The sequence below is a fragment of the Streptococcus sanguinis genome, from assembly GCF_020729765.1.
GTDB lineage: Bacteria > Bacillota > Bacilli > Lactobacillales > Streptococcaceae > Streptococcus > Streptococcus sanguinis_Q.
Map to the genome: position 1 here is coordinate 1 of NZ_JAJEPD010000089.1, position 14,236 is coordinate 14,236.

Genomic DNA, 14,236 nt, shown 5'->3' on the forward strand with positions numbered 1-14,236 from the left:
AGTCTGTAGAAGATGCCATCAGCAAGATGGGGCGCGATGTTAAGAATTTCGTTGAAGAAACTCTGAACGTCTACCTCAATGGAAATGTAGACCAAGCTTATGCTGTAGCAGCTATGGATGAGAAAATCAACCAATACTTTGATGATATTCGCGATCTTGCTACTGAGGAAATCAAACAAAATAGAATGCTAACTATACTTGAGATTATACAAAAAAGACACGAAATAAATCGTACCTTTTTTATCATCACAACTCAATAATTTTACCTGTTTCAAAGTAAACAACCCATTCACAGATATTCTTGGCATAGTCGCCGATTCGTTCCAAGTAAGAGATAACTTGGAAGTAGTCACGGCCAGTCACAATCAGCTCTGGATTTTGTTTGATTTCCTCAGTAGCAAGATCGCGAATATCATCAAAGTATTGGTTGATTTTCTCATCCATAGCTGCTACAGCATAAGCTTGGTCTACATTTCCATTGAGGTAGACGTTCAGAGTTTCTTCAACGAAATTCTTAACATCGCGCCCCATCTTGCTGATGGCATCTTCTACAGACTCGATGCGGACTTCTCCCTTCATCCGAACAGTAGCTTTGGCGATCGATACGGCGTGGTCACCCATCCGTTCCAAGTCACTACTGGCCTTCAGCACGGTGATAACGGTCCGCAAATCCTGAGACACAGGTTGCTGCAGGGCGATGATTTCCAGAGATTTTTTCTCCAGTTTCACTTCGTATTCATTGACTTCGGCATCGTCTTCAATGACCTGACGAGCCAGTTCACGGTCATGTGTGACAAAGGCACGAACCGTTCGGTTAATCTGCGATAGGACTTCGTTTCCCATCGCGTAGAATTGATTATGAAGTTTTTCTAAATCTTCTTCAAATTGTACTCTAAGCATAAGATTCCTTTCTGTTATCCGAATTTACCAGTAATGTAGTCTTCGGTCTCTTTATGGGCTGGATTGAGGAACATCTTCTTGGTTTCATTAAATTCAATCAAGTCTCCACCAAGGAAGAAGCCGGTCTTTTCAGAAATCCGAGACGCCTGCTGCATGGAGCGAGTGACTAAAAGCATGGTATATTTGTCTTTCAAACTGTAGAGGGTTTCCTCGATTTTCCCAGCTGAGATTGGGTCCAAGGCTGAAGTCGGCTCGTCCAAGAGAATAATCTTAGGGCTAGTAGCTAGCACGCGGGCCACACAGACCCGTTGCTGCTGACCACCGGAAAGACCGATAGCGGAATCATGCAGACGGTCCTTGACCTCGTCCCAGATAGAAGCTCCAATCAGGGAGCGCTCTACTGCTTCGTCCAAAACAGCCTTGTCCTTGACACCATTAATCCGAAGTCCATAGACCACATTTTCATAGATAGTCATAGGGAAAGGATTGGGCTGCTGGAAGACCATTCCGATTTCCTTGCGAAGCTCTACCGTATCTGTCCTCGGGCCATAGATATTGTGACTGTTATAAATGACCGTTCCTGTAGTTGTTACTTCTGGATTCAGGTCGCCCATTCGGTTGATAGCCTTGAGCAAGGTTGACTTACCTGAGCCTGACGGTCCAATCAAAGCCGTAATCTCATTTGGCATGAAATCAAGTGAAACGCTATTAAGGGCTTTCTTTTTATTATAATAAACCGACAAGTCCTTGACTTGCAAAATAGGTTCTGTCATACGTTTTTCCTTCATTTTATTTTACATTCAACCAAAGACTAAGCTTGTTGAATCGTGATGAATACGGACGGCAGCTTAACCAAAGTGGCCTGAAACATAGTCATTAGTGGACTGAAGCTTGGCATTTTGGAAAATATTAGCCGTCTTATCATACTCAATCAAGTCGCCCAGATAGAAGAATCCAGTGTAGTCACTAGCACGGGCAGCCTGCTGCATATTGTGGGTCACAATGATAATGGTATAGTTATTCTTAAGTTCGAACATGGTTTCTTCCAGCTGCATGGTCGCAATCGGATCCAAGGCTGAAGCTGGCTCATCCATAAGCAAAATGTTTGGCTTGACCGAGATAGCACGGGCAATGCAGAGCCGCTGCTGCTGACCGCCAGAGAGAGTCAGGGCTGACTTGTGCAAGTCATCTTTGACCTGATCCCAAAGAGCTGCTTGCTTGAGCGAAGTCTCCACAATCTCATCCAACACCTTTCTATCTCTGACGCCAGCCCGTTCATGGGCAAAGGTGATATTTCGATAGATGGACTTGGCAAAAGGATTTGGCCGTTGGAAAACCATGCCGATATGCTTACGCATTTCATAAACATTGATTTCAGGGCGGTTGACATCAATCCCCTCATAGAGAATCTCTCCAGTCACATTGGCAATATCAATGGTATCGTTCATGCGGTTGAGGCTGCGAAGATAGGTTGATTTACCTGATCCAGAGGGGCCAATCAAAGCAGTGATTTTGTTTTTTTCAAACTGCATATCAATGCCCTTGATAGATTCCTTTTTACCATAGTAAACATGCAAATCCTTGGTCGACAGGGCTACCTTTTCTTCAGGAAAAGTAATGATATGTTTTTCATTCCAATTATATTCTGTCATTTCTTCTCCTTTAAGCAGAGGTTAATTTCTTATGCAGATAGCTGCCCAGTTTGCGAGCTCCCAGATTGAAAATCAAAATGAAGATCAGGAGAACAGCTGCTGAGCCTGCAGAAACAGCCGTTCCATCAGGAATTGTTCCCTCACTGTTGACCTTCCAGATATGGACGGCCAAGGTCTCAGCCTGACGGAAGATAGAGATAGGACTGGTGACACTGAAAATATTCCAGTTGGACCAGTCAAGAGCCGGCGCTGACTGACCTGCTGTATAAATCAAGGCTGCTGCCTCACCAAAGATACGACCGGAAGCCAGTACAATCCCTGTCACAATACTAGGCAAAGCTTCCGGGATGACCACATGCAGGACCGTTTCCCAGCGGGAAATTCCCAAGGCCAAACCAGCTTCACGTTGTGTATGATGGACATGACGAAGACTATCTTCGACGTTCCGCGTCATCTGAGGCAGATTGAAGACTGTCAGAGCCAAGGCACCAGAAATGATTGAGAAGCCATACTCAAACTGGACAACAAAGATCAAATAACCAAAGAGCCCAACTACTACCGAAGGCAGTGAAGACAGAATTTCAATACAGGTGCGGACAAAATTGGTTACTGGGCCTTTCTTAGCATACTCTGATAGATAAACCCCAGCCCCCATAGAAAGAGGCACAGAGATAATCAGAGTAATTACCAGCAGGAAGAAGGAATTGTATAGCTGAATCCCGATACCACCGCCAGCTTGGTAAGAAGAGGATTTCCCTGTCAAGAAAGACCAGGAAACATGAGGCAGACCTCTAACTAAGATATAGAGGATGAGAGAGGCAAGGATAGCAACAATGATACTCGCTATTGTGTAGAGAACACCAGTCGCCAATTTATCTAATTTCTTAGCGTGCATAGTTTTTCTTACCTCTTTCTTTTGTAATTAGTTTAATCACACTGTTAAAGGCTAAGCTCATCATCAAGAGCACCAGAGCCAGAGACCAGAGAACGTTATTGTCCACTGTTCCCATAACGGTATTTCCGATTCCCATGGTCAAGACAGAGGTCAGTGTAGCTGCTGGTGTTGTCAAAGAGGTTGGAATCACCGCAGAGTTACCAACAACCATCTGAATAGCCAAAGCTTCACCGAAAGCACGCGCCATTCCAAAGACCACCGCTGTAAAGATACCTGAGCGAGCAGCCTTGAGTGTCACCCGCCAAATAGTCTGCCAGCGCGTTGCGCCCATAGCCAGACTTGCTTCACGGTAGTGACGTGGCACAGCACGCAGACTGTCCGTCGTCATAAAGGTTACTGTCGGTAAAATCATGACAAAGAGCACAAAAATACCAGACAAAATTCCAAAACCAGTACCGCCAAAGACTGTACGGACAAAAGGTACTACGATTTGCAGACCGATAAATCCATAAACAACAGACGGAATACCAACTAAAAGCTCAATCGCAGGTTGCAGTATCTTTGCTCCTTTTGGAGAAACCTCTGTCATAAAGACAGCTGCACCAATCGCAAAGGGAGTTGCTATCAGAGCAGATAGAATAGTAACGATAAAGGAGCCTAAAATCATTGGCAGGGCACCGAATTCCTTACCAGAAGGATTCCAGACACCACCAAAAAGAAAATCAAAAACATTAACGCCGTTGACAAAGAAAGTAGATAGACCTTTCTGAGCAACGAAGATTAGAATCATAGCCACAATCACCACAATCAGTGACAGACAGGCAAAAGTCAGATAGCGGCCAAACATCTCCAAGCGAGAATTTTTAGAAGGCGATAACAACTTTTTGGTTAATTCCTCATTTTTCATTTTGAATCTCCTTCTATTGCTGTGACATTCCCATCAGCGTCCTTGCTGACTTTCATATCGTTGATTGAGATATAGCCCATGCTTGTAACAACCCCTTTTTGAACATCATCTGACAGCATGTATTCAAGAAACTCAGCAGCCAGACCAGTCGGCTTGCCTAGTGTATACATATGCTCATAAGACCAGAGCGACCAATTATTGGTAGCAACATTTTCTGCTGTTGGCTCGTAGTTATTAAGTTTCAAGGTTTTTACAGACTCGTCAACATAGGCAAAGGCTAGGTAAGAAATCGCACCAGGAGTTTGCGAAACGATATTTTTGACCATACCGTTGGAATCCTGCTCCTGACTCTGCACAGCTGATTTCCCATCCATGATGACACTGTCAAAGGTTGCGCGGGACCCAGAGCTAGCCGCACGATTGATAATCGAAATCTCCAAGTCCTTACCGCCCAGCTCTTTCCAGTTGGTGATTTCACCAGTGAAAATTTTCTGCAGCTGCTCGGACGTTAGATTATCCACATCAACTTCTTTATTGACAATCACAGCAATACCGGCCACAGCGACCTTATGGTCCACCAAGTCAGACGCTTTGATTCCTTCCTTCTCTTCAGCAAAAACATCAGAGTTCCCGATTTCAACAGCTCCTGACTGCACTTGAGACAGACCTGTACCAGATCCACCACCCTGAACATTGACTGTTTTACCGATGTTGTTAGAGCCAAAGTCATCAGCTGCCGCTTCAACTAAAGGCTGCAGGGCAGTTGATCCTACTGCTGTCATGGATTCACCACGGTCAATCCATGATGAACAAGCTGATAAGGTGAGTCCTAAGCCCAGAGCTGTCAGCGCTAAAGCAAATTTTTTCAATTTGTTCAAAAGATTTCTCCTTTAATAAAATCAAGAGGATGGGAAGTATCTTTAGTATTTCTTACTTAGCAGAAAGAAGCCTTTTTTCAATACATTCACATCTTCAACTATATCATATAATACCAGCTTTTCCTAATATTTTATCTAAATCTCAGGCCTTTTGGAAAATAATTTTTCAGGGTTTTTCCAGTGACTTTTGCAAAGCCAAGACCTTTCCCGCCAAGGACTAGTTGGTACCAGCCGTTTGGCTGCGGTCCTGCCAGTTCAATCGTCTCACCTGCCGCATATTTCTTGAAGACCTGATTACTGATTTCAACTCGATTCAGAACTTCGCTGGGCTTCATAGCCAATCCTAGGGCAAAGCTAGGCTCAAAGCGATTCTTCTTAAACGTTCCTAGATGCAAGCCGTTACGGGCAATCTTTAGCTTGGACAGGTCTGGCAATCCAGCTGGCAACAAATAAAGATTGTCCCCAAAGGTCTGCAGTTCTTCAGTCAAGATTGTTTTTAGATGCTTGCTCTCAAAGTCCTGCCAGAGTTTTCTTTGCTCGCTCGTCAAACGATTCTTACTTGATTTAATCTTCTTGCAGCTATTCTCACCAGTAAAGCGAAAGTGAGCTGCAAACTGACCTTCACCTTTGAAGCGATGCGGATACATCCGAGCTGTCTCAGGAAAGCCAATCCCTTCAGTCATCCCGTTTATCTTAGGAATATCAATCAGTTCAAGTGGAAATTCTTCCAGTAACCAAGCAACGATGTCTTCATTTTCTTCAGGAGCCCAAGTACAGGTCGAGTAAACAAGGCGACCGTCCTTGGCAAGCATGCTCATAGCAGCTGTTAAAATCTCTCGCTGGAGCTGAGCGCATTGGGCTGGGTAATCTGGAGTCCAATACTGGGTAGCATCCGGCTGCTTACGAAACATGCCCTCGCCCGAGCAAGGAGCATCCAGCACAATCAAATCGAAATAACCTTCAAAGACCTGAGCCAACCGCTCAGCAGATTCATTGGTAACAAGCACATTTCTAGCACCAAAGCGCTCAATGTTCTCCACTAAGATTTTTGAGCGTTTGCTATTGATTTCGTTGGAGACCAGTAGGCCTGTATTGTCCAAAAAAGACAAGAGATGGGTAGACTTGCCACCTGGTGCTGCCGCCAAATCTAAGACTTTCATCCCCTTAGATGGTGCTGCTATCTGAGCCACCATCTGAGCTGCTGGCTCCTGCGAATAAACCAGACCAGTCACATGCTCAGCAGACTTGCCAGACACCTTGCCATAAAAGCCCCAGTCTGTCTGAGGAATGGCATCTGAGAAATTCTGCTGGCCTTCTTTTAGAGGATTGCTGCGAAAGGCCGAAATCGCCTCCTCGTCAAAAGTCGCAAAAAATTCTGCTGCTTCTGCGCCTAAAATCTGCTCATATTTTTCTTTAAAACCTTTAGGAAAGTCCATCTACTGCTTCCCCTTTTCTAAATAAGGCGTCAGAGCCGATAGTTTGCACTTAGGCGCCATCATGACAGGCTGCCGAGTCTGGAAATTTAGCTGACTGCCATCCAAGGTCTGGACGATAAAGCCTAGCTTCTCCGCCATAATCGAAGCCGCCGCATAATCCCAAGGCCAGTTGTAGGAGAAATAAGCTAAGAGACCGCCAGACAGTACCTTGCTAAAGCTAATCCCAGCACTGCCATAAACCCGAACCCCTAAACACTCTCGGGCCAAGTCTGCCAAGCCCCAATCATTGGCTTGCAGCATACCGGCATTGGAAGCCATGAGAAAATCTTGAAAAGGCCGGTCCTCAAAAGCAGGAAGTTTCCGGTCGTTACAATAGACATCAAAGTCTCCGCCACCATGATAGAGCTGGTCTCTAGTCACATCATAAATCAAGCCAAAACGACCAATGCCCTCTTCAAAATAGGCAATCATGACTGCAAAATCAGCCTTCTGAGTGATAAAGTTGGTGGTTCCGTCAATCGGATCGATCACCCAGACATTGCCATCAGTAATATTATGTCGGAGTCCATTTTCCTCCGCTAAAATAGCATCCTGCGGATAGCGGGCTAGAATCTTAGCCACCAAATCATCCTGAACCTTCCGGTCCATCTGGGTGACCAAGTCAGTGGCACTGGTCTTTTGACTCACATCCAAATCATCATAGAGATGTTCTCTCAAAAAAGCACCAGCTTGGTAGATGATTTCTTTAGCAAAATGAAATTTATTTTCCAAGAGAAATGCTTCCTTTACCTTTACTTTTTGCCTCTTGAACAGCATGATAAAGCGAATAACCGCTGACGTTTTCAAACTCACGGCCGATTCGCTTCTCTTGGCCCTTGCTAGGAACAACTTGCTTGAAAGCCGCATAGGACTTCAAGAGCTTTTCTGCTTGGACTTTCTGTTCATAAGCTGCTTCTACATCATTAAAAAAAGAGAGCACCGAAGCAAGCTCTTCAGTGCTCCACGATAAATCTAGTGGGTAACTATAATTTTTGTTCATCTTTACTGAATATCTGCCCGCATGGTTGCGGATCTTAACTCTTCCTTACGATAACTACGAGGCAGGAAAGCACGAATTTCATCCTCGTTAAAGCCGATTTGCATCCGTTTGCCGTCTAAAATAATTGGGCGTCGCAAAAGACTGGGATTTTCCTCAATCAACTGAATCAAGGTTGAAATGGACAAATCCTCCACATCCAAATCTAATTTCTGAAAAATTTTTGAACGAGTTGAAATAATGTCGTCTGTACCGTTCTCTGTCAGAGAAAGAATGTGTTGCAATTCGGGAGCTGACAGAGGGCTCGTCATGATATTATGTTCCTGAAAGGGCACTTCATGATTTAGCAGCCAAGCACGCGCCTTACGGCAAGAAGTACAACTCGGCGATAAAAATAATGTAATCATGCGTTTCTCTTCTAATTCTGTATAATAACTACCTCTATTATACTAAATTTTATTTGGCTTGACTATATTTTTTTGAAAATTACTGCCGAATGTCATGAAAATATAAATTTTTCAACTATTTCGATAACCAGTCCAACTTCTAGCGATCCGTTCATCACTCTGCAGCTGAGCAACCAAACTGTCAATACCTTCAAACTTAACCATCTCGCGAATCTTATCCAGCCAGTAAATCCGAATGGTATCTCCATAAATATCCTGAGAAAAATCAAAGATATTAACCTCAAAACGGAGTTCATCACCGTCAAAAGTTACATTTTTCCCAACACTAGCCATACCACGATAGCGCTGACCATTGTGCTCAACATCCGCGACATAGACGCCATCTCCTGGGAGATGGACTCGATCCAAGGGAGCTAGATTGGCTGTTGGATAGCCAATCGTCCGTCCTCTGGCATTGCCATGAACCACGATACCGCGAGTGGACAAAGGATAGCCCAGCAATTCTTGAGTTTTCAGCATATCTCCAGCTGCAATCGTCTCCCGAATCCGAGTGGAAGAAATTTTCCGATTATCCAGATTAACCGACGGAACGATAACAATCTTGCCATTAAAAAAATCTCTCAGCTCATGTGACTCTTTGCGGTCTGAGCCAAAATGATAGTCAAAGCCAGCTACCACAGCCTTGGCGCGCAAACGAGACACGTACTTCTCAAAAAAGTCTCGGGCTGTATTGCCCGCAAAATGGCTAGTAAAATCAATCAGGTAAAGATAGTCAACACCTAGACTTTCCAGTTGCGCCATCCGTTCTTCAGGACTAGCTAGATGCAGCATGAGTTCAGGCTGATAGCGGACAAAGGCCAGTTTAGGAGACTCTGGGAAGGTCATCACGGCAATCTTGAGACCTTGCTCCGCAGCAATCTCTCTCGCTTTCTCAAAGAGTGCCTGATGGCCCTTATGCAGCCCATCGAAATAGCCTAGAACAAGGACCGTATCTTCTGTCTGATCAATCCCTTTTTCATCTATAATTCTCTTGGTTATCATCATTCCTCTATTTTACTACGCATTTGCTATTTTTACAATATCCGTTCCGGGCTAAACTGCAAAATATTCAAAAAGATTTTACTGCTCTAGTCAGGGTTTTTGTCAAAATCGAAAAATAAGCAAAACAAAAGGACAGCAGTTGTGCAGTTGCTGTCCTTTTGTGAGGTTTAATGAGATTATTATAACATGCAAGCGCACATTTCATATTACAAAAGAGTAACAATTTTTTGACAATTCTACTGCGGATATTAAAGGAAGACTTTGCGGGGCTTGTAGGCTTCTTCCCGCTTTTCCAAAATGGCTATTAACTTCTCCTTATAAAAGCCAGCTAGCTCAGCTTCTTCTGACACCAAGTTGATAAAACGGCCATTTCTCACATCCTCAACCTGCTCGTCAGAGAGCTCAACTTTCACTAAATCTCCGATTCCTAACTCGAGTGGTTGGAGAAAGGAGAAATCATCTACTGCTACTCGCTCTGCTATTTCATCCAGGGTCAAGGCATCATCTAAGCTCATACCTGCTGAGGAAGTCCGTGTCAGCTGGGACATGTGACTGGCAAAGCCAAGCTTGGCTCCCAAATCAACAGACAGGGTTCGGACATAGGTCCCCTTGCTACACTTGACTCGAAAACGAAAGCGGGCTTGCTCATCTTCATAGGCAATCGGACTGGTGCGCTCGAAACTATAGATGGTCACCTGCCGCTCTGGCCGCTCCACTTCTTGACCCGCTCTTGCATACTCATAAAGCTTGCGCCCATTGACCTTGACTGCTGAATACATGGGTGGAATCTGGCGAATATCCCCAGTCATGGACTCCATCGCTTCATCGATAAGGGCTTCTTCTAAAAGCTCTGTCACTGGCGTCCGCTCTAGGATGTCTCCGCTGGCATCCTCTGTCGTTGTTGAGCAGCCTAGAGTAATCTCCCCCTCGTAGACCTTGCCTTCCTCCTGCATAAACTCGACCAAACGTGTCGCCTTGCCTACAGCAATCGGAAGCACCCCGACCACATCTGGATCCAAGGTTCCCCCATGACCGATTTTCTTGGTTTTTAAAATTTTGCGCAGCTTAAATACCGCATCGTGCGAGGTCATGCCCGCTTCTTTTTTTAAGTTGATAATTCCGTTCATTGGTTAACTTTCTAAAAATAGTAAAACTCTCTTTTGGAAATCCTTGTCTGCTCTTGCATCATATTCTTGAAAGGTCTGAGCCTGAATCAGCAGTCACTTTTTATTCTTGATTTTTTCCAAAATTCCATCAGTTTATATGGATTCTAATGATTGACTAGAAAGACATAACGAAACAGTCACACTTCTATCCGACTTTCAAAAATCTGATAAAGCTGTTCAAGGCGGTAGTCCTCAGTAGTCACCATTTCTTCCTCCGATAGGAGAACATTTTCCAATATTGGAAAAAAACCTTGAGCAAGTTCCCGACTGTTCAGCCAATCTGTCATCTGCTGGTTAAAGGCAGGATTGTCCGAAAAAATATAGTCAAAGTGGGCATAATCCTTGGTGTAATAGTAGTAAATCTCCTCCAGAGCAAGTAGTGCCTTGATGGGATCAGCTTCCTCCAGCCAAAGACTCCTATCTAGCAGATGGCTGGTTTCAAGGCCAGCCAGATCAAACATAACCAAATAAACCGCCACACCATCAGCTTGACTGGGGCTAAAGTTAATTATATCAAGGATAAACTGACGTGAGAAGCGCCGCATAAAATCTAACTCCTGTGGCTTCCAACTGTCACTTTCAAAGTGACACCGATCCAGATTAAGAGAGTCATCGACTCTGATTTCAATGTAGTGAGCAATCATCTCTAAAATCCGAGGCAGAAAATGCCTGATTTGGTAGTCGTCATCACTCTTATTAACCACCGCATTGAGGTATTCATAGACTAACACCTCACTCAGTTCCCTGACAGGAATGGTTTGCAAAGCTCTGAGATTCTCCTCGGAGATGCAGACGGGGCAGGTACAAAGGGTCAGAGGAAAGTGTAAATCGCAATTAAACAGGGTGTAGGCCTCTTCTAAAAGGGCTTGCATAGCAGGGCTGAGGTCGGGCTCCTTCGGTATTTCCGGTCTAGTCTTAGCTTTTTTCTTTCCCATGCTCATCCTCCTCTACGTTCATCGCAAAAGCTAGGCTAGTCTGACGAAAGCCATGGTTTTGGTAAAAAGCATACGCAGCTAACCATTCATCATTAACGCTGTTGTTTAAGGCTATAGCTTTGGCGCCGTCTTGACTAGCTATCTTCTTGACCTTGTCCATCAGAGATGTCGCAATTCCTTGCCGTCTGGCATTTCGACTGACCGTCAGAGCTAAGATCCGATAGTAGAAAGCTGTGGACTCGAAAAAGTAAAGCTTAGCATAGCCGATAAAGCCAAGAATCTGAGATCCTTTCTCAGCAACTAAACAACCGTAAGCTGGATTAGCAAGAATATCCCTGAGTCTACTTTGCAATTCATCTTTTTCTACTGAATAGCTCAATACTTTATACAGGGGCGACAGAACTTCTGCGTCTTCTTTCTGATATTCTTGAACAGTCAATTGATCTATCATTTTTCTATTTTTCTTTCAAAATACTGCTTATAAATAGTTACTGCTATCTGACGTCTTTTCTTAATAACTAAGTCAGTCGCCTCTTCATCGTCCATAAATCCAATCCCTGAAAAAACTAACAAACCTAGTCCAAGATAAGGTAAATCCTTAACAGATAAGGACATCCCTTGAAAAAAGACTAAATAGCAAAGTAGTAAAAAATAAACTACATTAGCTAACAGTACTTGTTTGCCTCGTTCAATCCAAATTTCTTTACGTAATTCTGAAGAAGCAGCCTGCCATTGCTGATAAAAAGTTTCCTTCCCTTCTTGTGGCAGTCTTTCTATAATTCGATCAATCTCAGCAAATTTGGTTGATTGTATCCAACGGGTTGTTAGGTCCATTTTTCTCACTCTTTCAAAGCTTCAAACTTAGCTTTCATGGTAGGATTTTTGCGTGTCAGTTTTTTGACAGAGACATCGTCCAGTTTGTTATTTGCTAAGCGCAGCTGGTTTTCAGAGGTCGTCAGGAACTTCTTGATTTCTTCCATCCGACGAATTGCCTTGTCAATCTCCTCGATTGCCTTGCCAAAGTTGGTAGAAGCAGACTGATAGTTCTTGGCAAAAGCTACTTTAAAGGCATCCAAATCTTCCTCGAAATGCGTAATATCAATATTCTGCTCCCGCACCAAGGCCAGTTCCTGCTTGTACTGGAGCGAGTTGAGCGCAGCATTGCGCAAGAGGGTAATCATGGGCAAGAAGAACTGTGGTCGGATAACATACATCTTCTCATAGGCATAGGACACATCGACAATACCCGAATTGTAGAGCTCGCTGTCAGCCTCAAGAAGTGTCACCAGAATAGCATACTCACAGCCTTTCTCCCGCCGGTCCTTATCCAGCTCTTTGAAAAAATGCTCGTTTTTCTTCTTGGTCGCTGTCTCATCGCCTTCATTTTTCATCTCAAACATGAGAGAGAGGATTTCTAAACCATTTTCATCCACCTCACGGTAAATGTAGTCACCCTTGCTGCCGGTTCTGGCATCATTGTCTTTGCCAAACTCCGCTCGTGGAAACATGGCCATACGGTTCTTGTTAAACTCGTACTCGCAGTGCTGTTCCAAACTCTCGCCAATCATCTTAGTGGACTGCTTGGCTTTAAAATCCTTGTAGAACTCTATGGTCTCATCTTTCTGCCGCAGCTCTACCTCATAGCGCTCTTTGAGGGAGGTCTGAGCCAGCGCTGCTTCCTTTTCTTGCAAGACTAGCTGATTTTTCACCTCGTCACGCTCTTTTTCCAGTGCAGATAAAGTTTTTTGCAGTTGATTTTCATGCTCCAAACGCAGAGTTGTCAGCTGACTTTCCAATTGCTGAACTTCCTTGTCCTTCTCCTGCAATTGAAGACTAGCTGCCTGCTCCGCCTCTTTCTTAGCCAATTCCTGCTGGGTCTCAAACTGAGCAATTTGATTTTGAAGATTGCTAATTTCCTGATCTTTCTGCGATAGCAGGGCTTGTTGGGCATTCTGGGATTTTTGCTCTGCTAAAGCCAGTTCCTGCTCAATCCGAGCATGAATCTCCTTGTCAAACTCTGCAGTTCGAACCTGTGACAAAAGCTCACTGTACTGGCTCTCATTAACAGTAAAAACCTCCCCGCAGTTGGGGCATTTGATTTCGTTCATGGGTTACCTCACGTTATTCTTTAAACTTATTAGCTGCCTCAATTAGTTCCAACAACTTATTTTTTTGATCTTCTTCTAATTGATTGATTTTTTTCAAAAATTTATTTTTAAAATCTTCATTGTACGAGATATTATCCAAATCTAACAGTTCTCGTTTGTTGGGCTTACTATTTGAGTAAGAAGTGTATGTAGTTACGAGATTTTCCATTACAAATTGATAAAAGGTTGAATTATCAAACTCAAATATCGAATTAATTTTACTAGCAACAGCTTTTTGAAGTTCTCCTCTTAGAGTCTTGCTAAACAAAAATATCATATATGGATTCTGTACACTGAGAATTTCAAAATCATCAGCTTCTCTGAACGTTTTATTTACAAGAATCTCATGCTCCTCAGATATTCCATCTCTCCTTGGAACAAACCTTGGAAGCAAAGTCAATTTCCCAGATAAATCAAGTTTTGGAATTTTTAAAATATAGTTTTCAAATTGTTGGGCTGGCATCACAGCAAATTTACGTTGTAAAATATCTCTAATTTTATAAATTATATTTTCCAGATAATCAAGACTAAAATTTGAAAGACTAAAACCATTAATCTCTGCATTCAATGATATCAAATTAGTTAATAGGGATGAATAATTTTCTTCAGTAATATTTTTAAAATTATTATCATGTAACAATTTATTAATATCTAAATACTCTTTACTTAGAAGATTATAAAATTCTTCTTGTTGTTCATTCTCATAAATTTTTCTTAGTAGATTAATCTGAGTAGCCTTATCAGATTTAAAAATTGTCTGAATATCATCTTTTGATATACTATTATTCACATTGAAACCTACTAAATACCTTTCAAAATATTGTTCTTCAGTAAAA

The 14,236-nt window shown here is 43.1% G+C and carries 17 protein-coding genes and 1 pseudogene; 1 reads left to right on the forward strand and 17 read right to left on the reverse strand.

Annotated elements, in window-relative coordinates; translation table 11 throughout:
- A pseudogene (locus tag K4H96_RS11620) lies at nt 1-182 on the forward strand (PhoU domain-containing protein); the annotation flags it as partial.
- Nucleotides 183-246: 64 nt separating this feature from the next.
- Here the strand turns inward: K4H96_RS11620 and phoU are convergent.
- The 17 genes from phoU to K4H96_RS11705 all read right to left on the reverse strand — a co-directional run.
- On the reverse strand, nt 247-900 hold the full coding sequence (gene phoU / locus K4H96_RS11625; protein WP_002895767.1) for a phosphate signaling complex protein PhoU: 654 nt from the start codon (nt 898-900) through the stop codon (nt 247-249).
- Between the two features lie 14 nt (nt 901-914).
- The gene (gene pstB, locus K4H96_RS11630) at nt 915-1,673 is read right to left on the reverse strand and encodes a phosphate ABC transporter ATP-binding protein PstB (protein ID WP_009660526.1); all 759 of its coding nucleotides are present in this window, start codon (nt 1,671-1,673) and stop codon (nt 915-917) included.
- 75 nt (nt 1,674-1,748) lie between these two features.
- Entirely contained in the window at nt 1,749-2,552 is an 804-nt protein-coding gene (pstB, locus tag K4H96_RS11635) for a phosphate ABC transporter ATP-binding protein PstB (protein WP_002895769.1), read from the reverse strand.
- A gap of 10 nt (nt 2,553-2,562) precedes the next feature.
- On the reverse strand, nt 2,563-3,447 hold the full coding sequence (pstA, locus tag K4H96_RS11640; RefSeq protein ID WP_002895770.1) for a phosphate ABC transporter permease PstA: 885 nt from the start codon (nt 3,445-3,447) through the stop codon (nt 2,563-2,565).
- Nucleotides 3,437-4,354 (reverse strand): phosphate ABC transporter permease subunit PstC, encoded by a 918-nt coding sequence (gene pstC / locus K4H96_RS11645; protein WP_223336739.1) that lies wholly within the window; start codon nt 4,352-4,354, stop codon nt 3,437-3,439. The genes pstA and pstC overlap by 11 nt, the downstream gene beginning before the upstream one ends.
- Entirely contained in the window at nt 4,351-5,232 is an 882-nt protein-coding gene (locus tag K4H96_RS11650; RefSeq protein ID WP_002900576.1) for a phosphate ABC transporter substrate-binding protein PstS family protein, read from the reverse strand. The genes pstC and K4H96_RS11650 overlap by 4 nt, the downstream gene beginning before the upstream one ends.
- A gap of 131 nt (nt 5,233-5,363) precedes the next feature.
- Nucleotides 5,364-6,668 carry an RsmF rRNA methyltransferase first C-terminal domain-containing protein gene (locus K4H96_RS11655; RefSeq protein WP_223336738.1) on the reverse strand — a complete coding sequence of 435 codons (1,305 nt, stop codon included), beginning with the start codon at nt 6,666-6,668 and terminating at the stop codon, nt 5,364-5,366.
- A complete protein-coding gene (locus K4H96_RS11660) occupies nt 6,669-7,439 on the reverse strand; it encodes an inositol monophosphatase family protein (protein ID WP_223336737.1) in 771 nt (256 codons plus the stop codon). It abuts the gene before it with no gap.
- Nucleotides 7,429-7,707, reverse strand: a complete 279-nt coding sequence (locus K4H96_RS11665; protein ID WP_002912219.1) for a UPF0223 family protein — start codon at nt 7,705-7,707, stop codon at nt 7,429-7,431. The genes K4H96_RS11660 and K4H96_RS11665 overlap by 11 nt, the downstream gene beginning before the upstream one ends.
- A 2-nt stretch (nt 7,708-7,709) precedes the next feature.
- Nucleotides 7,710-8,111, reverse strand: coding sequence for a Spx/MgsR family RNA polymerase-binding regulatory protein (locus K4H96_RS11670; protein WP_002906786.1), 402 nt, complete (start codon nt 8,109-8,111; stop codon nt 7,710-7,712).
- A gap of 111 nt (nt 8,112-8,222) precedes the next feature.
- A complete protein-coding gene (locus K4H96_RS11675) occupies nt 8,223-9,152 on the reverse strand; it encodes a bifunctional riboflavin kinase/FAD synthetase (RefSeq protein WP_317627990.1) in 930 nt (309 codons plus the stop codon).
- Between the two features lie 248 nt (nt 9,153-9,400).
- Nucleotides 9,401-10,279, reverse strand: a complete 879-nt coding sequence (gene truB, locus K4H96_RS11680) for a tRNA pseudouridine(55) synthase TruB (protein ID WP_223336735.1) — start codon at nt 10,277-10,279, stop codon at nt 9,401-9,403.
- A gap of 176 nt (nt 10,280-10,455) precedes the next feature.
- A complete protein-coding gene (locus K4H96_RS11685) occupies nt 10,456-11,253 on the reverse strand; it encodes a hypothetical protein (protein WP_223336734.1) in 798 nt (265 codons plus the stop codon).
- A complete protein-coding gene (locus K4H96_RS11690) occupies nt 11,234-11,704 on the reverse strand; it encodes a GNAT family N-acetyltransferase (RefSeq protein WP_061588954.1) in 471 nt (156 codons plus the stop codon). Before K4H96_RS11690 ends, K4H96_RS11685 begins: the two co-directional genes overlap by 20 nt.
- On the reverse strand, nt 11,701-12,087 hold the full coding sequence (locus K4H96_RS11695) for a hypothetical protein (RefSeq protein WP_223336733.1): 387 nt from the start codon (nt 12,085-12,087) through the stop codon (nt 11,701-11,703). Before K4H96_RS11695 ends, K4H96_RS11690 begins: the two co-directional genes overlap by 4 nt.
- A gap of 5 nt (nt 12,088-12,092) precedes the next feature.
- Complete coding sequence (locus K4H96_RS11700; protein ID WP_223336732.1) at nt 12,093-13,361, reverse strand: DUF2130 domain-containing protein; 1,269 nt, start codon at nt 13,359-13,361, stop codon at nt 12,093-12,095.
- Between the two features lie 13 nt (nt 13,362-13,374).
- A partial coding sequence (locus tag K4H96_RS11705; protein WP_227956540.1) for a hypothetical protein occupies nt 13,375-14,236 on the reverse strand: 862 nt, incomplete at its 5' end.